Below are 22,603 nucleotides of genomic sequence, written 5' to 3' on the forward strand. Positions count from 1 at the left end.
ACTATTTAACGTTTTATTATTATATTTTTTTAGATTCCCTGCAAACAAGTTTTACAATAAACAAGTTAATTCAACAATGGAAGCGCGATGGTATAATTAAAAGTTCTCGATACAGATTGTAGATGTAGATCGAATTAAAAAAATGGCTGAGTGATAGAATCACTCAGCCATTTTTCTTCATAGTTACGCCCACCACATCTCGCCAGCAGACTCTCTAATCAACACATCATTTAGATTTTTAACTGCTCTTGAAAAACCTTCATCAATTGACATGATGGCATCTTCATGTTCAATGCTCACAACATAATCATAGTTATAAGTCCGTAATGCACTGATCATATCAGACCATTCTTGTAAACTATGTCCACACCCAACACTGCGGAATGTCCAAGCACGCGTTTGAACATTGCCATATGGCTGCATATCTACTAATCCATACATATTCACATTATCTTGATCAATGTACGTATCTTTTGCATGGAAATGATGGATCGCTCCTGCTTTACCTAAAATTTTAATCGCAGCAACTGGATCAATTCCTTGCCACCACATATGACTTGGATCAAGATTGGCTCCAATTGCATCACAGGTTGCTTCTCTTAGTTTTAACATTGTATATGGTGTATGAACAAGAAATCCTCCATGAAGTTCAAGACCAATCTTCACATTATGCTGCTCAGCTAATTGACCGATCTCTTTCCAATAAGGAATTAGTTTGTTTTCCCATTGCCAAGTCAAAATATCGGCATATTCTGTTGGCCACGGAACAACTGGCCAGTTCGGTTGCTTTGCATCCTCACTGTCTCCTGCTGTTCCAGAAAACGTGTTTACTACCGGAACCTCAAGTAGAGACGCTAATTTAATTGTCTTACGTAACACTGAGTCAGATTCTTCAGCAAAGGCTTTATCTGGAGAAATCGGATTACCATGACAGCTAAACGCACTAATCGTTAAACCACGTGACGTCACGGCCTCTAAGTAATCTTTTCTTTTTTGCTCATCCTCGAGCAGTTCATCAAGTGGGCAGTGAGCATTTCCGGGATACCCACCTGTGCCGATCTCAACTGCATCAAGCCCAGAGGCTTTTACGTGATCAAGCATTTCTTCAAATGACTTCCCAGCAAACAAAACGGTAAAAACGCCTAACTTCATAAATTACACACCCTTTCGAAGGGAAACAATTTGTTTAGATTCTTGTGATTCAATAGAGGCTAAAATAATTTCTAATGATTTCAAACCTTCTTCTCCAGTAATAAGTGGCTCTTTATTTTCAACGATGCAATTGACAAAATGGTCAATAACATGACTGCTAGTTTGTCCACCTTCTTCATTCGTTTGAATCTTATCTAATTTATGTTGAATAACATTCCCATTTTTATATTCTTCAATTAATGAGTACTCAGGATCTGCTTCTAAACGAAGTGTTCCCTTTTCACCATAAATAATAGTTGAATTATCACTACTTGATACATATGCCCAACTCGCTGCAAGAGTACCAATAATCCCGCTCTCTGTTCTTAGAAGACAAACGGCATTGTCATCAACTTCTGTGTTTTCTTTTGCGTTTGTTTCAATGAATGAAGCGACTTCCGAGAATTCTCCTAGAAGATAACGCATTAAGTCAGCTTTGTGAACTCCTAAATCTCCCATTGCTCCAATAAATGCTTCTTCTTTGTTAAAGAACCAGCTTTCAGCTCCATCAATGCTCCACTTTTCAGGTCCAGGATGCCCAAATGTTGTTTTAAAACTAAAAATCTTACCTAATTTTCCACTTTCAATGATTTCTTTTGCCGTTTGATGTGAGGAAACAAAACGTTGATTATGTGCAATCATTAATTTTTTGCCATTGTCTTTGGCTGCCTTAATCATTTCCTCAGCTTCTTCTTTCGATGTTGCCATTGGTTTTTCACATAATACATGTTTTCCTGCATTTGAAGCATCAATTGATACAGGTGCATGTAAATAGTTTGGCAAACAAACACTAATTGCATCGATTTCTTCTAGTTTTAAAAGCTCTTTATAATCAGTAAACGCCTTTGCACCATATTTTTCAGCCATTTCTTCTGCACGTTCTGCAACGATATCACATACAGCAACAATTTCTACTTGATTATTTGTCCCATATTCAGGTAGATGACGCAATCTTGAAATACTTCCACATCCGATAACTCCTACTTTAACTGTACTCATTGCTTTATTCCTCCGTATTGATGTATTTACTTTTTAATAAAAGTGGTTTTACACACGTAGTTTCCATCTCGTAATGTCTGCTTTGTTCTGATGATTGATGAATTCCGTGCATGACCTCAAGAACATGCAGGGCCAACTGGCCACTTGCTCTTGCCTCTGATTCATTTTGTATTGCTTCCACCATGTCCGCTAATCCGATTCCGCGTAAATTATCATCTGCGTCTCCTGCTGGCTTTAGCTCGTTCCATTCTTTTTCCCCATGTACTTTGAGTAATAGAGGTTGATTAAAGTGATTCGGATCAGGCAAACTGATCGTTCCCTTCTCCCCGTATATTTCAATAAACGGCGTTCTAGACGCAGCAACATCAAAACTCGTTGTAATAGTTGAAGTGGCTCCAGACGCAAAATCAACCATTCCACTCACATGAGTCGGAACATCTACTTTAAATGTTTCTCCGTAGTTAGCTTCACTCGTTTTCATCCGTGTTGGGAAAGAAATTTTGGTTGATCCAGCTATTCGTTTCACAGATCCAAGTAAACTCACAAGTGCTGTAATATAATAAGGTCCCATGTCATACATAGGTCCTCCGCCTACTTGATAAAAAAATTCAGGATTCGGATGCCATGATTCTGGTCCACGAGACATCATAAAAGCGGTTGCTCCAACTGGCTTTCCAATGATGCCTTGTTCTAGAAGCGAACCAGCAAGCTGGATGCTCCCACCTAAAAATGTATCTGGTGCCGATCCGACATAAACATTTTTTAACTTAGCAGCTTCTAAAATTCGTTTCCCGTCTTCAAAAGAAACGGAAAGCGGCTTTTCTGTGTAAACATGTTTTTTTTGTTCGATTGCTTGTAAAATCACTTCAGCATGAGCGTGAGGGACCGTTAAGTTTAAGATCACATCTATTTTAGGTGACGATAGTAAATCCGTTGTTGTCATCTGTTCAATTCCATATGAGTCTGCTACTTCTCGTGCTCTTGCTTCGTTTACATCTGCACAAGCAACAATATCAAACGCTGAAAATCGTTGACTGTTCTTTAAGTAAATTCCGCTTATGTTACCACAGCCTATAAGTCCTACTTTTAATGCCATGTCCCTTCCTCCTTTATTTTTCAGCTAAATGAGGAAGTTTTGTCTTTAGATAATTAATGCTCATTTCAATGCTTTCTAGTGGAGTACGACGACTTGCATCCTGCTCAACGATCCACCATTGAACATCTGCTTCTTCACCCGTAGCCAGTACCGCTTCAATATCGACCCCACCTGTACCAAGTTCTGCAAAAAATTTCTCTTCATCTGTTGTCATGTCTTTTAAATGAACCAAAGGTGTTCGTCCTTTGTATCGTTGAATCCATTCAACCGGATCTTCACCCGCTTTTGTTAACCAATACACATCAAGTTCTGTCTGAACATGATCTGCACTTGTGTCATCGAAAATCGCTTCAAGTGCTGTTCTCCCATCATGTAAACGCTCAAGTTCAAAATCATGATTGTGATAGCAAAGCGTAATGCCTTCTTGTTTACATTTTGAACCTGCTTCCTCTAAAAAAGAAATAAGAGACTGATAATGTGCTTCTGTACGCTCATCCGGCATTAAAAATGGACAAACAATATATTTACTACCAAGAATTTTTTGATCTTCTATTACTTTCTCTAAATTATCTTTTAATTCAACTAATGAGATATGGCTTGATGCAGCTTTTAAACCTAGTTCATCTAGTACCACTCGTACTTCTTTTGCCGAAAGTCCTCCGTAACCAGCAAACTCCACTCCCTCAAAACCTAGTTCCGCTACTTTTTTTAGTGTACCAACAAAATCTTGCTCACTTTCTTCGCGCAATGTATACATTTGAACTGCAACTGAAATGTTTGACATATCCAAAACCTCTTTCACCATTTATTTGTAAACGCTTTAATGTTCTCTAATAAAAAAAGCCTTTCTTACTCTCCCCTTACCTCCTTCATTCATACATTATCATCAATTTCCTTTATGATAATTGGTTTTTCCCTTCATGAAAATAAATGATATGATTAAAACATCAACTATTTTGCTATTTTTAATATAAAAAGGAGCACTCACAATGATTTCTATTGGCTTATGTAGTTTTTCTCATCATTCTAAACCGTTTTATTCTTCCTATAAATCAGGATTAAGTGACTATTTGTTTCGTCTTCAAACAGAAGGCTCTTGTGAAATCGTTATTAACGAAGATTCGATGTCTATTGAAAAAGGTCATCTCCTCCTCCTTAAACCAGGAGATTATTATGAATTAAAAATAGAGGAAGATCAGAATAGTAGTGATTTTTATGTTTTTTGTAAAGGAGATTGGATCGATCATTGGTGGGAGCGCTCCAAAAAACCAAGTATTTCACGTATTCATTTAGATGAGAAAATTCTAACACTATGGAGGCATATAATAGTTGAAGAACGCCGCCCTCCTACAAAAGAGAACCGTGAATTAGTAGAGTATTTAATGAAGGCCCTTTGCCTTTCTCTTGAACGAGCTGTCAATGAAACGACTGAATTCTTCGAGCGTCCACCTATCGTCAGCCGAATGATGCGCTTTATTGAAGAAGAAGCTTTAACCCCATTTAAAATTGAAGAAGTTGCACAGCACGTCGAACTAAGTGTCTCCCGGGCCGTGCACCTATTTAAAGAACATGTTGGAAAAACAATGATTGAATATGCGCAAGATATTCGCTTATCTGCAGCTAAAGACCAAATGAAATATACTCATTTGTCCCTTGAACAAATTGCTGAAAACTGTGGGTTTGGTAGCTATACGTATTTTCATAAAGTGTTTAAGAAAAAACACGGAAAATCTCCTGGGGTATTCAGGAGAAAGGAATAGGTTGTTTTTTCAACTTACTATGATCATAATAAGTAAACAAATCTAAAAAAAATTGAAAGGAGAGTGAAAAAAATGGAAAAAAACGCATTAAACCGAGTGAAAGCACAATTAGCGCAGTTAGACAAAGAAAATAAGTGGGTGGATATTGATCGCGACGAAGTCATTGACCAATTAATTTACGAAGAAATCAAGGCCGCTTCTTACGAATTAGATAATGAGAGGGTTGGACAATTAGTGAAACATCTAATAGAGGAAAGTGAGAAGTTGAAATAATGTTTACGAGTTTTACTATATTGTACCTCTCCACCATTCATAATACCTGACATAGGAGGCCCTATGAATAAAACCATCAATGTCGTTGCCGCTATTATTGAAAATGAAAAATTGGAAATCCTTTGTGCACTTCGTTCTCCCGTGATGAAAATTCCAAACATGTGGGAGTTTCCTGGGGGAAAGGTTGAAAAAGACGAAGATTGTTACTCTGCTCTGAAAAGAGAAATTACTGAAGAATTGCAATGCCAAATTGAACCTATCGATGTATTTCACGAACACACGCATACGTATGAGGAGTTTACGATTCACCTTATTGTTATTAGAGCAAAACTTATAGCAGGTCTCCCCATTGCAAATGAACATTCTAAATTACTTTGGCTCAAACGAGAACAGCTCTTATCACTACAATGGGCACCAGCAGATATCCCGGCAGTTCAAAAATTAATTCGGAAAAAAGAGGATATCTAGAGTAACATGGCTTTAGTTGTTCTCTTTCCTTAGTACATTATTTCTAAGCCCCCCTCTAGAGATGAATTGAATCCCCTTCCTTTTTTACATTTATTTTACAAACTCAAGTTGACAGAAGTATACAATTTTTCTATACTTAGTTTGAAATTAGTATGTATAGCAACTATTTGTGAGGTGCACATATTGAAATTATCCTTCCAAGATTATATTAGTATTAAACTACATAAAACCGATTTAACTTTAACTAGCTATGTTAAAGCTAAATTAGAGCCATATAACCTCGCTCCAGAGCAAAATTTAATTATGATGCTCCTGTGGGAACAAGATGGTCTGTCACAACACCAACTTGTGACTAAATTAGAAAAAGATAAGACTAACATTGCTAGAATGGCATCAAACTTAGAAAAAAAAGGGTTTATTAAAAGGAGCCATTGTCAAGATGACCGCCGTTCTCTCAAGCTTTACTTAACACCGTGTGGAAAGAAGCTTGGGGATGAGGTTATTCCTATTGCAGAACAATTTAATGATCTCGTTTGCAAAGGAATTTCAGAAGTAGAACTAATGCAAATGGAGAAGATCCTAGAAAAAATGAATAAAAATGTACAGGAGCAACTTTAAAGATTACAAATGTAATTGCTCTTTTACAGATATATATTTTAGGAAGCGCTTTACTATTATCATTTTTGGGGGAATGAACTATGTACGATATCGCCATAATTGGAGGAGGCCCAGCAGGTGCTAGTGCAGCCATTTTTGCAGCGAAGGCCGGGAAGAAAGTGGTTGTTCTTGATAACAGCAAAGGGATGACTCAACGAGCATGGGTTGAAAATCATTACGGGGTCAATGAAATAGCTGGTCCTGATTTAGTGGAAACAGGTAAAAATCAAGCCATTAAGTTTGGTGCTGAAATAATTGAAGACATTGTCGTTAACGTTTCTTCAGAAGCTGAAGGATATAAAATTGAAGGTGAGAACCAAGAAGTTCATGCAAAACATGTACTATTTGCAACTGGTGCATTGAGCAACTTAGCTGAAAAAATTGGGCTTACAGTTATAACGGCAACAGAACCTAGAATTAAATCCATCATTGAAGTTGATAAAGATGGGCGCACGAATAAAGACGGTATTTGGGCAGCGGGAACTATAGCGGGGGTAAGTGTACATACTATTGTCACTGCAGGAAATGGTGCAGCTGTTGCTATAAATATTATTAGCGAATTAAACGGTGAGCGTTATGTTGATCATGACATTTTAAAATAGATGATTCAAACAGGCCTCCTCCTCTGGAGACCTGTTTTTGCTCTCCCATTTTATTTTAAGTCGTATTGATTGACTTTGAGATTGACCTTAATTATACTAAGTTTTATGTAATTAGTATGTATAGCAACTATTTATTTTTAGCTTCTTTCTAAGATACAAAATAACGTGATGTAGTACTTCTTTGTAGTTACTAATAAAGTACTAGTTACATTTACACAATTTGTTGCTATAGCAACATTATTAAATGGAGGTATTTTTTATGGCAAACGTATTATTTGTTAAGGCAAATTCAAGACCTATCGAACAGGCGGTAAGTGTTAAACTTTATCACACTTTTTTAGATCAATATAAAGCATCTAATCCTAACGATACTATTACGGAGCTTGATTTATTCGAAGAGAACTTACCATATTATGATACGGATAAGATTAATGGTATGTTCAAGCTTTCAAAAGGATTAGAGTTAACTCCTTCTGAAAAAGAAACAACAGATATCGTAAATCGTTATTTAAATCAATTCCTTGAAGCAGATAAAGTTGTGATCGCATTCCCACTATGGAATTTCACAGTACCAGCTGTTCTCCACACATATTTAGACTACATGGCTCAAGCTGGTAAAACCTTCCGTTATACAGCTGAAGGTCCTGAAGGGTTACTACCAGACAAGGACGTTGTTCTTCTAAATGCAAGAGGCGGTGTTTACTCAGAGGGCCCTGCTCAATCAGCAGAAATGGCTGTTAACTTTGTAAAAACAATGTTTAGCTTCTGGGGTGTAGAAAAATTGCAAACGGTTATTATTGAAGGACATAACCAATTCCCTGATCAAGCTGAAGAAATCATCGAAAAAGGATTAGAACAAGCAAAAGAAGTGGCAAAAACATTCTAATGAACTTATGAACAGCAGGTTGGCTTCAATCCCAACCCGCTGTTCTTTTATTTTTCTAAAAATGGAAAATAAGGAGTTTGTACATGCTTCATATTTCCTTCTGGTTGAATGACATAATCTTTATATCCTTTTTTGTCTCCTGGGACTACCTTTTTCAATCCGCTTCCATCATAGTAAGTTGGCTTGTCTTGTAAACGATTCATGTTATCACTCCTCATTTTTTCACCGGCTTTTGTCACTAAGTAGTTAGTTAGAATTCAATAAATACGAGTCCTAATTAAAGAGAATAGCTCCCTCTTACTGCTGTCTCTTCGATGTTATGATAGGTATAAATTCACCCTCTAATCGAAATTACCTTCATATAATCTGCCCTTACCTCCTATTCCCTCCCTTTCATCATCCTAATAAGTAGGAGTTTAGTTACAAAACTATTTAACTAATATTTTAACTTATGATACTGAATTGGTAAACATTTCAATTCAATTTTTTCCAATTTATGTCTTAAAAACCAAAAATGAAACAATGCTTATAACTCTTCATACAGGAAAATCATCTGCCAGAATTACCTTTTCTAACTTCTTTTTTAGGTTGATAAAGACTGATGTTTCAAGTGGCAAACTCTCTTTTATTTCCTTACTTATTTTGTGAACAGCAAAAACCACAACCATTGTCGGTTGTGGTTTTTCATCTAGTAACGTCCTCCTCTTAAAGAGAGGAGGACGTTACTAGATGAGCCTTTATAGAAAACATTGTCCACACGTGGCTATCCAAAATCCCCATAATAATCTTTAATTAGTTCAAGTTACAACAAAATATTAAATTCCGCGCGACAATACACCAAAAAATTCACTACCTTCAGCAGTGAGAACATCAACATATCATAATTTATCAATATTACCAACACTTTTCAAAACAATTTCCTTGGTAATTTTTGGTGCGGTTAAGAGGACTCGAACCTCCACGGGGTCACCCCCACTAGGCCCTCAACCTAGCGCGTCTGCCATTCCGCCACAACCGCATTGTAACCGTGCACCTATCCTTGATATCGTTACATAAGTGTAACTAATGTAGCCAGCTCAATCAGGGTAACCCACGGCACACAGAATGATCTATTTATGGCTGCTTCCTTCCGGACCTGACCAGTTTCATAGGTTTCTGTTGCGTGGACCCCAATGGTCAACACCGCTTGCATAAGGCAAACCTTACATAAACGATACCGCAGATAGGAATTCAATCTCGCTAAGGCGGATTGCGAGTCACAGGGCACCGCCAACTCCCCATCTAGCACGGTATGTATTTTCTAAAATATATTCCCACTGATGCCGTCACCCTAACTGTTTTTATAACCCGCTCTGAGCAGGTGGGTTTCTTCATGGTAACATCTTGCGATCCTTCATAAATGAAGGCTTGGCATCAGTTATCAAATGTTAGAATCCCTAGAAAACAATACGGTTTAAAACAAAAAGGGTTTACGCACATCGTAGGATATGTCTCGGATTGTAATGCCGCCATAACCCGGCGACAAATATTATATTAACACGATAGATAATTCTACGCAATGTTTTCGGTGATTTCTTTACTTCCAATTTTTTTCATCAGTATTATTCTACATCTTTATCGCAGCTTACGGCTATATACAAAAAAATTTATAGTAACTTTCACTTTCATAATGCCCTTCTTTTATATAAAATAATGTATAACCCGCGAAAGGGCTTTCGTTAAGTGAGTATAATATAAAAGGAGTGTCATACAATGGTATATCAAGCTAGCCAAGACCGATATAACACAATGAAATACAACCGCTGCGGTCAATCTGGATTACTTTTCCCCGCTCTATCACTAGGTTTATGGCACAACTTCGGCGGAGTTGATCCATTCGAAAACGGACGAGCTATGCTTCGTCGCGCTTTTGATTTAGGCATAACCCATTTTGATCTAGCCAATAATTACGGACCACCTCCAGGTTCTGCCGAAGAAATGCTTGGCTCTTTATTAAAAACTGATTTCGCGCCGTACCGGGATGAACTTGTGATATCTACAAAAGCCGGTTACCACATGTGGGATGGCCCTTATGGAGAATGGGGTTCGAAAAAATATCTAATCGCGAGTTTAGATCAAAGCTTAAAAAGGATGGGACTAGATTATGTAGACATCTATTACTCCCATCGTCCAGACCCTAACACACCCCTTGAAGAAACGATGGGTGCACTTGATCAAATTGTTCGCCAAGGAAAAGCACTATACATAGGAATTTCCAGCTATAATGCGGAACAAACAGACCAGGCTGTTAAAATCTTAGATGAGTTAGGTACACCTTTACTTATCCATCAACCAAGTTACTCGATGTTAAATAGATGGATTGAAGATGATGGGTTACAAGACGTTCTTCAAAAAAATGGAGTTGGGTCGATTGCGTTCTGTCCACTTCAGCAAGGTTTGTTAACAAATAAGTATATTAACGGAGTACCGTCAGATTCTCGCGTAGCTAAATCTACAGGCTTTTTAAGTGAGGACCAAGTGACCGAGGACGTTATGAATAAAGTAAAGAAACTTGGCGCCATAGCTGCAGAAAGAAATCAAAGCCTAGCACAAATGGCTTTAGCTTGGGTTCTTCGCGAGGGAAGAATTACATCTGCTTTAATTGGCGCTAGTAAAGTAAGTCAAATTGAAGAGAACGTTAAAGCACTTGACAACCTTGATTTTTCAACTGAAGAATTAGAAAAGATTGAAGCGATTCTTAAATAGAATTGAAAGATGGCCAAGAGACTTCCCTCTTGGCCTAAAGGTTTTATAAAATAGTTCATTTACACTAAACTAACGGAAGCATCATAAATCATGTTCTTTTACCTTCCATCAACCACTTCTTTAAATATTTCGTAAGACCGCTTTTGTTTCCCCTCATCATAAATATACGAAACCGCCATAATTTCGTCAACGTTATACTTTTCTTGAAAACGCGTTAATTGCTCTCGGATTGAATCCTTCGAACCTACTAACGTGACACTAGACATCGATTTAGCCATTTCCTTCTCTGGCATACTCCAAATGTCATCCATATTATGAACCGGAGGACTTAACGGACTTTGTGTACCCCGCACTACATTTAAGAAAAATTGTTGCATTGTCGTTTCTTCAAAACGTGCCTCTTCATCAGTTTCAGCTGCAATGACATTCAAGCAAACCATCATATATGGCGCATCCAAATACGCAGAAGGTTGAAACTGTTTACGATAAATAGAAATGGCTTCTTCCATATATCTTGGTGCAAAGTGGGATGCAAAAGCATATGGCAAACCTAATTTAGCTGCTAACACAGCTGAATCCGTTGAGGACCCAAGGATATAAATTGGAATCCCTGTTCCAACTCCTGGAAATGATTTTACAAATCCTTGTTCCTCTTCTGGACCAAAATACGTCAACAAGGAGTTTACATCATCAGGAAACGTGTAGACAGAATCATTTTTCGAACGCCTTAATGCATTGGCCGTCCTCATATCTGTACCTGGAGCCCGACCAAGACCCAAGTCTAGTCGATCAGGGTAAATGGTTGCCATCGTACCAAATTGTTCTGCAACAACGAGAGGAGAATGATTCGGTAGCATAATCCCCCCAGAACCTACCCGGATGTGATTCGTATTTTCTAATGTATGCTTAATTAAAATTGGTGTTGCGGAACTCACTAAAGTAGATGTATTGTGATGTTCGGCTATCCAATATCTTGAAAAACCTAACTTTTCCGTCGCTTGTGCAAGATCCACCATGGAATCAATAGCCTCTTGTGAATTTTGTCCTTGACGAATAGGTACCAAGTTTAAGACGGAAACAGGAATGTTAATTTTTGACATAATTATGTGTCCTTTCTTGATCAGTTTCTACTCTATCCTACCAATTTACGCTTATGATTCAAAACTAATTGCTCAGCTGGCACGAACTCATTTGTGATCATGCCTGTTTTCGCATACTTTGTCTATTTTAAGGTTGTTAAACAACTACCTTAGTACCCGTTGGTTTTGTTTCGTATGAATCTTCCTCTTCTTCTTGTTTTACCCGCTTCATCAAAAACGCTAACGCTAGCGCAAAAATCACAATAAAAGAAGAAATAAAGAAGGCAAAATTAATTCCATCTAACATCGCTAAAACCGAAATATGTTCAAGAGAAGTTTCAGGTGATCTTTCCAAAAATGCAGCTGTTCTTGATTCAGTACGATTCGACATCAACGTAACGAGCAAAGCTGTACCAATGGCCCCAGACACTTGATTTAATGTGTTATTCATAGCCGTACCATGTGGGTAAAATCGTGTCGGCAACTGATTTAATCCATTCGTTTGAACGGGCATCATAACCATAGAAATGCCAAACATTCTTACCGCATGTAAAATCATTAAATATTGATAGGTCGTCTCTAATGTTAATGTACTAAACATATAGGTCGTCACCGTTATAATAGATAACCCGGTAATGGCTAGTATTTTCCCACCATATTTATCAAACAATTTTCCAGTGACAGGTGACATAAAAGCCATAACTAAAGCCCCCGGCAACATCATTAGCCCCGCATCAAATGGAGAAATACCTCTAATAGTTTGAACATAGATAGGCAAAAGTAGCATTCCAGAAAACATAGCCATAGTTAAGATCATAGAAATAGCTGAAGACAACGCAAACATCGGGTATTTAAAAATCACAAAATTTAACATCGGCCTTTCGAGCTTCGATTGACGAAAGATAAAAGAGACTAATGAAATCATTCCAATAATGATAGTTAAATAGACTAGAGGACTGCCCCACCCTTTGCTACCCGCTGAACTAAACCCGTACAAAACTCCGCCAAAACCAATACTTGATAACATAAGAGAGAAAACATCTAGTTTAAGATTTACCTTTTCTTTCTTATCTTTAAGCAAGAAAAACCCTATCGTTAACACTCCAACTGCAATAGGTGCAACAAAATGAAATAGCATCCTCCAATTGTAATGTTCGACAATCCAACCGGATAAAGTGGGACCTATAGCTGGTGCTGCCATTAAAATCAACCCGAAAATACCCATAGCAGTCCCCCTTCTTTCAATCGGAAAGCTTACTAACATAACATTCATTAAAAGAGGCATTAGGATAGCTGACCCTGAAGCTTGCAACATTCGACCTGCTAGAAGTAACGGAAATACATGAGCGAGTCCCGCAACGATTGTTCCAAAAGTAAACAAACACATTGCAATTAGGAATAAACGCCGCACTGAATATTTTTGAATGAAAAAAGCAGTGGTTGGAATCATAATTCCATTTACAAGCATATAGCCTGTTGTTAACCACTGAACTGTTGCTGGTCCTACCTGCAAATCCATCATTATTGATGGCAACGCAATATTTAATAGTGTGTTATTTAAAAATGCAATAAATGCTCCTATCATAAGTACGGATAAGACTCCGTAATTGGGACGAGTGCCTTTATCAATGGAATGTTCCATTATATTTCCCCTCTCTATACCATAGGTACATCTTTTATACCTTTAGTTCATCTTGACAATATATTATACTAACGGTTCAACTAATTCAACACTAAAATTTCTTTATAGTGATGGATTTGTCCAAATAAATAAAATAAGGTATGATTACTTCTATACTAGCAGTTCAACTTCAAATAAAAGGTGATGTATATGAACGACAGAAAACAACATGTCATAAACATGTCCCATAAACTATTTGTAGAGAAAGGATTTCAAGCAACGTCCATTCAAGACATTTTAGAATACAGTGGAATTTCAAAGGGAACTTTTTATAATTACTTTTCTTCAAAAAACGAGTTAATAATGGCTCTCTTTAGAACGTTTTATAAAAAGATGGAAAAAGAACGAAATGAATTGCTTATAGGTGAAGATCCTTCTGATATCGAAATTTTCGTTAAGCAATTTGAATTTCAATTAAATACAAACAAAAAGAACAAAGTTTTTACTCTGTATGAAGAAGTCCTCTTCTCAACCGACGAGGAACTCAAAGCCTTTATAAAACGAGGCCAAATTCGAACGATACAATGGGTCTATCGACGATTTCAGGATATTTTTGGTAAAGATAAGGAACCTTATTTACTCGATTGCGCGATTATGTTTTTAGGCATTCTCCATCAAAACATGAAGTATTACACAATGGAACATCAGTCCAATACGAGTACATATCAGGTTGTGCGTTATAGTGTAAAACGAATGGAAAAAATGGTTCAAGAACTAGCTCAATCAAATGAACAACTAAATAAACCTGAACTTTTAAATAAATGGCTTCCTTCTATAGAACTAGAGGGAACGAATCTCCAAGCACAGATTAGTGAAGTCATTACCGCTTTGAGGATTTCAATAATAAACCATGAAGAGAAAGAAAGAAATTTGGAACTTTTACATTTCCTCCAAGAGGAACTCACTCACAATTCTCCTCGTGAATTTCTTATTGAAAGTGTGATCGATTCATTAAAAAACACCTTATCTTCAGTTCATCAAGAGCAATTCGCTTCTCTTGACCGTCTCGTTTCTAAATACTTTAATTGTGAGAAGGGAAATTAGGGTAGGTATCGTTTCATGTTTAATTAGAGGAAATGAAATGAAAAAGAGCACAATCCAATTAGTTTGGATTGTGCTCTTTTTCTATGAATGCGGGTGAAGGGAGTCGAACCCCCACGTCAAAAGACACTAGATCCTAAGTCTAGCGCGTCTGCCAATTCCGCCACACCCGCGAAATAAGTGGTGCCGGCCAGAGGACTTGAACCCCCAACCTACTGATTACAAGTCAGTTGCTCTACCAATTGAGCTAGGCCGGCATATGGTGGAGGATGACGGGATCGAACCGCCGACCCCCTGCTTGTAAGGCAGGTGCTCTCCCAGCTGAGCTAATCCTCCATATAATTGGTGACCCGTACGGGATTCGAACCCGTGTTACCGCCGTGAAAGGGCGGTGTCTTAACCGCTTGACCAACGGGCCACTAGAAATAAAGCATGTCATGGCGGAGAAGGAGGGATTTGAACCCTCGCGCCGCGTAAACGACCTACACCCTTAGCAGGGGCGCCCCTTCAGCCACTTGGGTACTTCTCCATATCTCAGTTATTACGTTTTACTGTGGAATGGTGGGCCTGAGTGGACTCGAACCACCGACCTCACGCTTATCAGGCGTGCGCTCTAACCAGCTGAGCTACAGGCCCACAGTAATTTTATAAGAGCGGGTGATGAGAATCGAACTCACGACATCAGCTTGGAAGGCTGAGGTTTTACCACTAAACTACACCCGCATGTTAACTAGATTTGTATCATAAAATTGACTCCGCCCAAACATGTCTCTTCCTCTTCTAGCAATTCTCAGAAGCAAATGCGTCGAGACAACTCGTAGCTTATTCGGCAGAAGCGTTGCTCGTGGCTGAGGTTTTACCACTAAACTACACCCGCATGTTAACTAGATTTGTATCATAAAATTGAATCCGCCCAAACATGTCTCTTCCTCTTCTAGCAATTCTCAGAAGCAAATGCGTCGAGACAACTCGTAGCTTATTCGGCAGAAGCATTGCTCGTGGCTGAGGTTTTACCACTAAACTACACCCGCATATTACATTATTTGACTCTCTGGTCGGGAAGACAGGATTTGAACCTGCGACCCCCTGGTCCCAAACCAGGTGCTCTACCAAGCTGAGCCACTTCCCGTAATATGGCGCGCCCTGAGAGATTCGAACTCCCGACCTTTTGATTCGTAGTCAAACACTCTATCCAGCTGAGCTAAGGGCGCTTATTTAATTGGTGCCGAGGGCCGGACTTGAACCGGCACGGTAGTCACCTACCGCAGGATTTTAAGTCCTGTGTGTCTGCCAATTCCACCACCCCGGCAAGGCAGATACTTGTAAATTAATGAAGGCGGTACCCGGATTTGAACCGGGGATCAAGGTTTTGCAGACCCGTGCCTTACCACTTGGCTATACCGCCATTATTGTAAAAGAGCGGAAGACGAGATTCGAACTCGCGACCCCCACCTTGGCAAGGTGGTGTTCTACCACTGAACTACTTCCGCATTGGCTGGGCTAGCAGGATTCGAACCTACGCATGACGGAATCAAAATCCGTTGCCTTACCGCTTGGCGATAGCCCAATACATTGTAGTAATATGGGGCGACTGATGGGAATCGAACCCACGAATGCCGGAACCACAATCCGGTGCGTTAACCACTTCGCCACAATCGCCACGTTAATCATATTGGCAGGGGCAGTAGGAATCGAACCCACACCGGAGGTTTTGGAGACCTCTGTTCTACCGTTAAACTATGCCCCTAAATGGTGGAGCCTAGCGGGATCGAACCGCTGACCTCCTGCGTGCAAGGCAGGCGCTCTCCCAGCTGAGCTAAGGCCCCATTTACGAAAACAGTAAAAGTAATCACTCGAACAATTAATACTATACCACAGCATCTTATTCCACGCAACTATTTTTATTGTTTTTATTTTTTGTCCTTCACGAATTTTTATTTTATCATAAACTTAATAACATACAAGTCTTTAGTTAAAAAATCTTAATCAAACTGCCGGTATCCCATCCACTCTAACTAAATAAGTGGAGGGAAATCAAAAAATATGTCAGTATGTTGTACAGATAACTAATATAAGGAGAGAAATGAGTACATTACGTTATAATAAATAGAGAAACTGTCAAATAGGAGTGAGAACACTGAAAACTATAGCTGTTATAGGTGGGGGGATTACTGGCCTAACCACGATGTATTATTTACAAAAATTATTACGTGAACACCAAATACAAGCGAAGTTAACGTTAATAGAGAAAAAGGAATATCTAGGAGGGAAAATTAACACGGTTTTAAATGAGGAATTTATTATGGAGACAGGAGCGGACTCCATCGTTGCAAGACACGAAAGCGTCATGCCCTTAGTCGAAGATCTACAGTTACAAAAGGAAGTGGTCTATAATTCAACTGGGATATCCTATATTTATTCAAACAATGAATTACACCCTATTCCCGCTGACACTGTATTCGGTATCCCAACAAGTGTTGATTCATTATTTCAAAGTACATTGGTTTCAGCTGAAGGAAAACAAGTAGCACTTAAAGATTTAGAACTTAAAAATGAACATTTCACCAAAGACAGTTCAATCGGTGATTTCCTTGAGTATTTCTTAGGAAAAGAATTAGTCGAGAAACAAATTGCTCCAGTTTTATCAGGGGTTTATTCTGGAAAACTTAATAAACTAAGTATCGCCTCTACTCTTCCGTATTTATTGGAGTATAAAAATAAATACGGAAGCATTATTAAAGGATTAGAGAAAAACAAAGAAAAGTTCCGTTCCAACTCAAATAAAAAATTTCTTTCTTTTCAAAATGGACTCTCTACTCTCATACATTCACTTGAAGATCAATTACAAGATGTTCTAATAGTAAAAGGAGTAGAGACGACAAACATTTATAAAATAGGAGATCCTTATCAGATTTCTTTTTCGAATCATGAAACCATTGAAGCGGATTATATAGTGGTAACAACACCTCATCAGATTGCTCAATCTCTATTTAATCACAATGAATTAAACGAAGAATTTGCTAGATTAACAAACTCGTCTTTAACAAGCATTTATCTTGGTTTTGAGCTACCAGATGCTCTACTCCCCGCAGATGGAACTGGTTTTATTGTGTCAAATAGCGATCTACAATGTGATGCTTGTACATGGACAAGCAGAAAGTGGAAAAACACATCTAAGCAGCATAACCTCCTAGTTCGACTTTTTTATAAGAGTTCAAACTCGGCGTATTCATCTATAGAACAGATGAATGAAAGTGAGCTTATTGAAACAGCTTTAAATGATATTGAAAAAAGTCTTCAGATTAAAGGACAACCAAAAGCATTTGAAGTAACAAAATGGGATCAACTTATGCCTAACTATCATTTGAATCATAGTAAAGCTATTCAAGCATTAAAAGATAAATTGGATTCGACCTTACCTAATGTTACTCTTGCAGGTAGCTCCTATTATGGAGTTGGAATAGGTGCCTGCATCAAAAATGGCAAGGAGACAGCAGAGCAAATCGTTTATTCACTTTTGGATATTACCAACTAAGCCAATGCAACAGATTTAGGGTTGCCTGATCTTGTTACTAAATCTAATAATCACCTGGTTGCGATAGAAAGCGAATCTCCCCCTCCTCTTTTATGGGTCTAGAAAAAATGCGTGTGATATTTCGTTCACACGCATTTTTGTAGCATGAAATTCTAGTCAAAAGAGGGCTTGGTTAGTGGGCATTGTGCTGCTTTTGGACCGAGCTCTGGTGAGTAATAGCTTAATTTCCGAATAAAATAACAACTTTCTGGAAAGTGATGTTCGAGAAAACGTAATGTTGTTCGAGTAATGACTTCTGTGCCTCTATACATCTGGACAACCCCAACAATAAAATTATACATATCAATCGTTGTCTGACCAACCTCTCTTGAAAATCGTTGTTGTCTCTGTATTCCAGGCGGTGAAAAACGAAGAAATCCTTTCATCTGTTCATTTTGGACAATATAGGATTGAAACTGTTCAATATATCGATCTGTTTGAGCTGTAATTTTCAATTCAATAGGATCAAGGATATTCCTTAAAAGTACAGCATGACCTAATTGATCCTCTAACCACAAATCAAGAAGATCGACTAAAGATTGCGGAGGAAAGTCCTGGCCGTTCATATAGTAGGAAAGGATTCTCAAGTATTCTTCATTTTCACTCAACGTACCGTTTAAATATGTTGGACTTAAATTCAAGTTCACCAAGTTTTGAATTCGTAAGTTTTGCATATGACCTTCGAATTGATAATAACCTTCTGCAGTTGGATGAACGTCTTGAGCAAACTGAATTAACTTCTGATCTGCCACTCCTCCCATTTGCCCAACATTTTTTAGATTTTCTCGTAAATATTCAAATGATTGAATATACTGGTCCGCAACTGCGATATACTGCTGTTCAGTTGGTGCTAAATGATCTCTGATAAAGTAGGCATGGTCTTGTAAAACTTCAAGCCAAAAACTATGCTCATCAATCGGACGTAAAGTGAAATCTTGAACCATAAACTCCCCCCTTAAACATCACCCATTTCTTCAAAATATATGATTATAATTAAAATACATGCTGATACTTGCCCCATATTCCATTAAAATATTCAAAAAATGTTCTGCATGAATTTATACCTGGCTTGCAATCAACTTGTTCATAACGGAGAAGTTCGGGAGAGCATAATAATAAGAAAATTTAAAAACATAGAGTCTATCAGATCCAATTTGTGGTAGAATATCGATAAAACAAATATATTCATCTGCAGGGAGAGAAAGGTATGTTCAGCTTTGACAATTATTTGTTTGCATTATTAGTTGTATTAGTTCCCGTTTTTGTTTACTATTCTTTTCTTTATAAGAAAGGATCTCCACAAAAAAATGCTATTACCTTCGGGTTGCTTTGCTGCCTATCCATCTTTCTTTCTATGACATACCCATTAGAACTTTCTGGTGGACAGATTTATGATTTGCGAACGATCCCTTGGCTTCTTGCTTACCTTTATGGCGGGATTAATATGGGACTTGTTGCAACCGCATTCATTTTTTTGTATCGTTTTATTATTGGCTTGGATATAGGCTTCATTATTACTTTATTTGCTTACAGTCTATCAAGTATAACGGTCTATTTTTTCTTACAGAAATACAAAATGGTCGAGTTAACAGAGAAATTAAAAATAAGTTTTCTTTTAACTCTATTAAATACTATACTCGTGTTAATAGGATTGGGATACTCTTATCAACATTTTGACCAAACGATTGTATTTGATTTTGTGACTTATTTTCTTGTATCCCATTTACTTACCATATTAATTGTCATCTATATTATCGAGACCTTACAGGAGAAAGAACAAAATAAAAGTAAACTTTTACAAGCTGAGAGAGTCAAAATAATTGGAGAAATGGCCGCATCTGTCGCCCATGAAGTAAGAAATCCATTAACTGTTGTAAAAGGGTTTATATATATTTTTAAAACAGAGAAAAACTTAACCACTTCGCAAATAAGTTCTTTAGAATTAATGGATACCGAGTTACAAAGAGCCGAGACAATTATTCACAACTATTTATCATTGGCCAAATCAAAAACATCTGATATGGAAAAAATAGACGTGATCGAATTAGTTCAAAGCGTAGTTTGCGTCATGAATTCCTATGCTCTTTTAAAAGGAATAACGATCGTAAACAATCTTGAAGGCTCATACTATATAAAAGCAAATCGGTGTGAAGTGAATCAAGTTTTCTTAAATATTATTAAAAATGGAATTGAATCAATTGACGGGAAAGGCCATTTGATTTTACGCGCTAGTAAAAAAGGGAACTCTGTCACGATAAGCATCACAGATAACGGGAAAGGCATGACTGAAGAAGAAGTAAAACGACTAGGCTCCCCTTTCTATACGACAAAAGATTATGGAACTGGTTTAGGAACGATGGTCTGTTATAAGATCGTGGATAACCTACAAGGTGAAATTAAAGTAAAAAGTTCAGTAAATGTCGGCACAACATTTTCAATCTTTCTTCCATTAGTAAGATAGGGGCCTCCCAAAACGAAGTATCTAATATCAGGTACTTCGTTTTATTTAACGTTCTATTCGAAAAACCTACCAGTCAAAACATTATCCTTACGATTTCTTTACATACACCCATTTCATGTTCGCAATCTCTCTCTCTTTGCCTTCCATTCCCTTAATCAGGCCAAACTCTTCAATCTCTTTTAGTAACGTATACACTGTTTCTACATCCAGTTTACCTGAAAAGACCTTCTCCGTTAATGCCTCTGTGGTGAACGGTTCTTTCGGTTGATTTTCCCTAATTTGAAGCAATAACTTCACCCGTTTCTTTTGCCTTGCCTCCTCCTTGTATTTCCCTGTATAAAGTTTCTTTAAAGGATCACTAACGATCACCCCGAGAATGATCCCAAAAACAACTAAAAATAAATCGTATAAAATGTCACTCAATGCATTCACCTCTGTCAAAGAATCCAGCTTTTCTCCTTATTATCTCATTTTGACCATGTACTTCCTAATTATATGCTATGATCGTTTTTGAGAAGACTATGTAATGATAGGAGTGATAAGATGAACTTTGACATGAATGAAGCAATAGACATGTTACAAAGAACACCTCAAACATTAGAATGTTTTTTATCTAATGTAGCTGACGGTTGGTTGAAATGTAACGAAGGAGAAGATACGTGGAATGTATCAGAAGTGCTTAGTCATCTCATTGAAGGAGAAAGAACCAATTGGATTCCAAGGTTAGAATGGATACTTGAAAAAGGCGAACAAATTCCCTTTCCACCATTTGATCGATTTTCTCACTTACATCCCAAACAAGCCTGTACACTTGATCAAACACTACTTGAATTTAAAAGAATTCGCGAGGAGAACCTGACAAAACTTACTAACCTTATTGATCCCAACATTCATCTAGATCGAAAAGGTTCCCACCCTACCTTTGGAGTGGTGACTGTACGAGAACTTATTTCTACTTGGGTAGCTCATGATTTATCTCACATTGCGCAAATCGTTCGCGTTATGGCCAAAAGATACAAATCTGACGTTGGACCTTGGGAAGAATATTTACGTATTCTAAAGTAAGAAATCTAACAAGACTTCTCTTCATTTTATTATGGGTTACATCTGTTACAATAAGTGGGATCAGCAAACTCCATTCCATTAGGGAACAGATCCTCTTTTTCGTATTGGCACTTTTCACATTGGTACAAATGAGATCGAATAACGTCTGTAGGCATGCCGCAGTAGTGACAAGGCAGTCCCCTTTTTACTTCTTTTATGGCAAAGCCTGGGGTATCGCAGCTCGGGCAGAACGATCTCATTTTCGCTAACAAATCTTTTGTCGCTAATTGAATGTTCTTCATTCGAGTGGGATTATACATCGCCCTCATATCTGTTTCTAAGTACAGGGATTTCAAAGACCCTGGTGTTATAAAATCAGCGACTGCCTGCTTTAATTCTTCTACCGTCTGAATCCCTTTTCTAATCTCATTTGCTTCCTTTGTCTCCATACTCTTTTTTACAATGACACCGTGCTCCGGAAACCCAACAGACAAGGCAAATTTGTAGGCATCTTCAAAACCTTCAACTTCCTTTTGTGAAAAGTTAGTTTTTCCATTTGCTATATATCCTGTTATTTCTAACTGATGCTTTTTATCTAGTAACAAGATGAGCTCTCTATTAAAAGGAGAAAAAGTAAATACAGGATGAGGGCCAAATGATCCTTCACTTGCAACACCAATATCTAACCCACTTTGCTTCATCGCCATCTTCAACTTGTTTTTTGCAGCTTCTAATTGATTTCCAGCTCTTTCAACTTCATTAGTAAATGTCCCGAACTGATCCGTATTAAAATGTTTTAATACAGTTGTTTGTAATCCAAGCTCCCTTTCGAGCAGTGGCGCTATGACTTTCTCTTTTTGATGCATCGTTGCAATTACAGCTGTTCGATTTTGAAATAGTTGTTTTAATTTTGTTTCCACTTTTGAAACTCCTTTACACCCTTCTCTTTATCATTATTATAGTGCTAAAACTAATAGATTAGACATTTTTTAGCTTTTCAATATTAGAGGCTCTCAAAATGATATTCATAAAGTCGATTAACTATC

The 22,603-nt window shown here is 37.8% G+C and carries 21 protein-coding genes, 17 tRNA genes and 2 other RNA genes; 11 read left to right on the forward strand and 29 right to left on the reverse strand.

Translation table 11 applies throughout. The annotated features are described in order from the left end of the window. Window positions 1–183: 183 nt before the first annotated feature. From N0O92_RS14105 to N0O92_RS14120, 4 genes are read right to left on the reverse strand one after another with little or no spacing between them, the layout of a single operon-like run. The gene (locus N0O92_RS14105) at window positions 184–1,152 is read right to left on the reverse strand and encodes a sugar phosphate isomerase/epimerase family protein (protein WP_315615315.1); all 969 of its coding nucleotides are present in this window, start codon (window positions 1,150–1,152) and stop codon (window positions 184–186) included. A 3-nt stretch (window positions 1,153–1,155) separates the two neighbouring features. Next, the gene (locus tag N0O92_RS14110; RefSeq protein WP_315615316.1) at window positions 1,156–2,190 is read right to left on the reverse strand and encodes a Gfo/Idh/MocA family protein; all 1,035 of its coding nucleotides are present in this window, start codon (window positions 2,188–2,190) and stop codon (window positions 1,156–1,158) included. A 4-nt stretch (window positions 2,191–2,194) separates the two neighbouring features. Then, a complete protein-coding gene (locus N0O92_RS14115; protein WP_315615317.1) occupies window positions 2,195–3,286 on the reverse strand; it encodes a Gfo/Idh/MocA family protein in 1,092 nt (363 codons plus the stop codon). Window positions 3,287–3,299: 13 nt separating this feature from the next. Continuing rightward, the gene (locus N0O92_RS14120; RefSeq protein ID WP_315615318.1) at window positions 3,300–4,070 is read right to left on the reverse strand and encodes a sugar phosphate isomerase/epimerase family protein; all 771 of its coding nucleotides are present in this window, start codon (window positions 4,068–4,070) and stop codon (window positions 3,300–3,302) included. Window positions 4,071–4,275: 205 nt separating this feature from the next. Between N0O92_RS14120 and N0O92_RS14125 the strand changes: the two genes are divergently transcribed. From N0O92_RS14125 to N0O92_RS14150, 6 genes are all read left to right on the forward strand, one after another. After that, complete coding sequence (locus N0O92_RS14125; protein WP_315615319.1) at window positions 4,276–5,046, forward strand: helix-turn-helix transcriptional regulator; 771 nt, start codon at window positions 4,276–4,278, stop codon at window positions 5,044–5,046. A gap of 72 nt (window positions 5,047–5,118) precedes the next feature. Then, window positions 5,119–5,319, forward strand: a complete 201-nt coding sequence (locus tag N0O92_RS14130; protein ID WP_315615320.1) for a hypothetical protein — start codon at window positions 5,119–5,121, stop codon at window positions 5,317–5,319. 63 nt (window positions 5,320–5,382) lie between these two features. Continuing rightward, entirely contained in the window at window positions 5,383–5,787 is a 405-nt protein-coding gene (locus tag N0O92_RS14135) for a (deoxy)nucleoside triphosphate pyrophosphohydrolase (protein WP_315615321.1), read from the forward strand. Window positions 5,788–5,970: 183 nt separating this feature from the next. Next, on the forward strand, window positions 5,971–6,405 hold the full coding sequence (locus N0O92_RS14140; protein WP_396334517.1) for a MarR family winged helix-turn-helix transcriptional regulator: 435 nt from the start codon (window positions 5,971–5,973) through the stop codon (window positions 6,403–6,405). A gap of 80 nt (window positions 6,406–6,485) precedes the next feature. Continuing rightward, on the forward strand, window positions 6,486–7,046 hold the full coding sequence (locus tag N0O92_RS14145) for an FAD-dependent oxidoreductase (protein ID WP_315615323.1): 561 nt from the start codon (window positions 6,486–6,488) through the stop codon (window positions 7,044–7,046). 259 nt (window positions 7,047–7,305) lie between these two features. After that, complete coding sequence (locus tag N0O92_RS14150; protein WP_315615324.1) at window positions 7,306–7,932, forward strand: FMN-dependent NADH-azoreductase; 627 nt, start codon at window positions 7,306–7,308, stop codon at window positions 7,930–7,932. 47 nt (window positions 7,933–7,979) lie between these two features. Here the strand turns inward: N0O92_RS14150 and N0O92_RS14155 are convergent, their stop codons facing one another. From N0O92_RS14155 to ssrS, 4 genes are all read right to left on the reverse strand, one after another. Beyond that, a complete protein-coding gene (locus N0O92_RS14155; protein WP_315615325.1) occupies window positions 7,980–8,135 on the reverse strand; it encodes a hypothetical protein in 156 nt (51 codons plus the stop codon). Between the two features lie 729 nt (window positions 8,136–8,864). Continuing rightward, a tRNA-Leu gene (locus N0O92_RS14160) sits at window positions 8,865–8,950 on the reverse strand. Between the two features lie 7 nt (window positions 8,951–8,957). After that, window positions 8,958–9,222: signal recognition particle sRNA large type (ffs, locus tag N0O92_RS14165), an RNA gene on the reverse strand. Between the two features lie 16 nt (window positions 9,223–9,238). Beyond that, window positions 9,239–9,422, reverse strand: a non-coding RNA gene (gene ssrS / locus N0O92_RS14170) — 6S RNA. Between the two features lie 262 nt (window positions 9,423–9,684). Between ssrS and mgrA the strand changes: the two genes are divergently transcribed. Continuing rightward, window positions 9,685–10,677, forward strand: coding sequence for an L-glyceraldehyde 3-phosphate reductase (gene mgrA, locus N0O92_RS14175; protein WP_315615326.1), 993 nt, complete (start codon window positions 9,685–9,687; stop codon window positions 10,675–10,677). A gap of 98 nt (window positions 10,678–10,775) precedes the next feature. On the opposite strand, the gene N0O92_RS14180 is transcribed toward mgrA, so the two are convergent. Next, entirely contained in the window at window positions 10,776–11,777 is a 1,002-nt protein-coding gene (locus N0O92_RS14180; RefSeq protein ID WP_315615327.1) for an LLM class flavin-dependent oxidoreductase, read from the reverse strand. 136 nt (window positions 11,778–11,913) lie between these two features. Continuing rightward, a complete protein-coding gene (locus tag N0O92_RS14185) occupies window positions 11,914–13,398 on the reverse strand; it encodes an MDR family MFS transporter (protein WP_315615328.1) in 1,485 nt (494 codons plus the stop codon). A gap of 189 nt (window positions 13,399–13,587) precedes the next feature. On the opposite strand from N0O92_RS14185, the gene N0O92_RS14190 reads away from it, so the two are divergent. Beyond that, a complete protein-coding gene (locus N0O92_RS14190) occupies window positions 13,588–14,481 on the forward strand; it encodes a TetR/AcrR family transcriptional regulator (protein WP_315615329.1) in 894 nt (297 codons plus the stop codon). Between the two features lie 88 nt (window positions 14,482–14,569). Here N0O92_RS14190 and N0O92_RS14195 read toward each other — a convergent pair. From N0O92_RS14195 to N0O92_RS14270, 16 genes are all read right to left on the reverse strand, one after another. Beyond that, a tRNA-Leu gene (locus N0O92_RS14195) sits at window positions 14,570–14,651 on the reverse strand. Between the two features lie 8 nt (window positions 14,652–14,659). After that, window positions 14,660–14,735 (reverse strand) — tRNA-Thr (locus N0O92_RS14200). A gap of 3 nt (window positions 14,736–14,738) precedes the next feature. Then, a tRNA-Val gene (locus N0O92_RS14205) sits at window positions 14,739–14,814 on the reverse strand. Between the two features lie 7 nt (window positions 14,815–14,821). After that, window positions 14,822–14,896, reverse strand: a tRNA-Glu gene (locus tag N0O92_RS14210). A 20-nt stretch (window positions 14,897–14,916) separates the two neighbouring features. After that, window positions 14,917–15,007: transfer RNA gene (locus tag N0O92_RS14215), tRNA-Ser, on the reverse strand. A gap of 30 nt (window positions 15,008–15,037) precedes the next feature. Further along, window positions 15,038–15,114, reverse strand: a tRNA-Ile gene (locus N0O92_RS14220). Window positions 15,115–15,130: 16 nt separating this feature from the next. Then, window positions 15,131–15,201 (reverse strand) — tRNA-Gly (locus tag N0O92_RS14225). A 329-nt stretch (window positions 15,202–15,530) separates the two neighbouring features. Beyond that, window positions 15,531–15,607 (reverse strand) — tRNA-Pro (locus tag N0O92_RS14230). Between the two features lie 5 nt (window positions 15,608–15,612). Beyond that, window positions 15,613–15,689 (reverse strand) — tRNA-Arg (locus N0O92_RS14235). 9 nt (window positions 15,690–15,698) lie between these two features. Further along, window positions 15,699–15,787: transfer RNA gene (locus tag N0O92_RS14240), tRNA-Leu, on the reverse strand. A 25-nt stretch (window positions 15,788–15,812) separates the two neighbouring features. Continuing rightward, window positions 15,813–15,883, reverse strand: a tRNA-Cys gene (locus N0O92_RS14245). Window positions 15,884–15,896: 13 nt separating this feature from the next. Continuing rightward, window positions 15,897–15,968, reverse strand: a tRNA-Gly gene (locus N0O92_RS14250). Window positions 15,969–15,970: 2 nt separating this feature from the next. Further along, window positions 15,971–16,045 (reverse strand) — tRNA-Gln (locus tag N0O92_RS14255). Window positions 16,046–16,061: 16 nt separating this feature from the next. Continuing rightward, window positions 16,062–16,137, reverse strand: a tRNA-His gene (locus tag N0O92_RS14260). A 14-nt stretch (window positions 16,138–16,151) separates the two neighbouring features. Continuing rightward, window positions 16,152–16,225 (reverse strand) — tRNA-Trp (locus N0O92_RS14265). A gap of 3 nt (window positions 16,226–16,228) precedes the next feature. Continuing rightward, window positions 16,229–16,304: transfer RNA gene (locus tag N0O92_RS14270), tRNA-Ala, on the reverse strand. A 311-nt stretch (window positions 16,305–16,615) separates the two neighbouring features. Here N0O92_RS14270 and N0O92_RS14275 point away from each other — a divergent pair. After that, the gene (locus tag N0O92_RS14275) at window positions 16,616–18,013 is read left to right on the forward strand and encodes a protoporphyrinogen oxidase (protein WP_315615371.1); all 1,398 of its coding nucleotides are present in this window, start codon (window positions 16,616–16,618) and stop codon (window positions 18,011–18,013) included. 152 nt (window positions 18,014–18,165) lie between these two features. Here the strand turns inward: N0O92_RS14275 and N0O92_RS14280 are convergent, their stop codons facing one another. Then, complete coding sequence (locus N0O92_RS14280; protein ID WP_315615330.1) at window positions 18,166–18,996, reverse strand: DUF2935 domain-containing protein; 831 nt, start codon at window positions 18,994–18,996, stop codon at window positions 18,166–18,168. Window positions 18,997–19,259: 263 nt separating this feature from the next. On the opposite strand from N0O92_RS14280, the gene N0O92_RS14285 reads away from it, so the two are divergent. After that, window positions 19,260–20,513: an ATP-binding protein gene (locus N0O92_RS14285; protein WP_315615331.1), complete on the forward strand. Its 1,254-nt coding sequence runs from the start codon at window positions 19,260–19,262 to the stop codon at window positions 20,511–20,513. A gap of 87 nt (window positions 20,514–20,600) precedes the next feature. On the opposite strand, the gene N0O92_RS14290 is transcribed toward N0O92_RS14285, so the two are convergent. Further along, window positions 20,601–20,936, reverse strand: a complete 336-nt coding sequence (locus tag N0O92_RS14290) for a hypothetical protein (protein ID WP_315615332.1) — start codon at window positions 20,934–20,936, stop codon at window positions 20,601–20,603. Window positions 20,937–21,056: 120 nt separating this feature from the next. Between N0O92_RS14290 and N0O92_RS14295 the strand changes: the two genes are divergently transcribed. Continuing rightward, window positions 21,057–21,578: a DinB family protein gene (locus tag N0O92_RS14295; RefSeq protein ID WP_315615333.1), complete on the forward strand. Its 522-nt coding sequence runs from the start codon at window positions 21,057–21,059 to the stop codon at window positions 21,576–21,578. 29 nt (window positions 21,579–21,607) lie between these two features. Here the strand turns inward: N0O92_RS14295 and N0O92_RS14300 are convergent, their stop codons facing one another. Next, window positions 21,608–22,477, reverse strand: a complete 870-nt coding sequence (locus tag N0O92_RS14300) for a DUF6671 family protein (RefSeq protein ID WP_315615334.1) — start codon at window positions 22,475–22,477, stop codon at window positions 21,608–21,610. Window positions 22,478–22,603: the final 126 nt, after the last annotated feature.

It is taken from the genome of Alkalihalobacillus sp. MEB130, from assembly GCF_032335535.1.
Classification (GTDB): domain Bacteria; phylum Bacillota; class Bacilli; order Bacillales; family Bacillaceae_D; genus Halalkalibacter.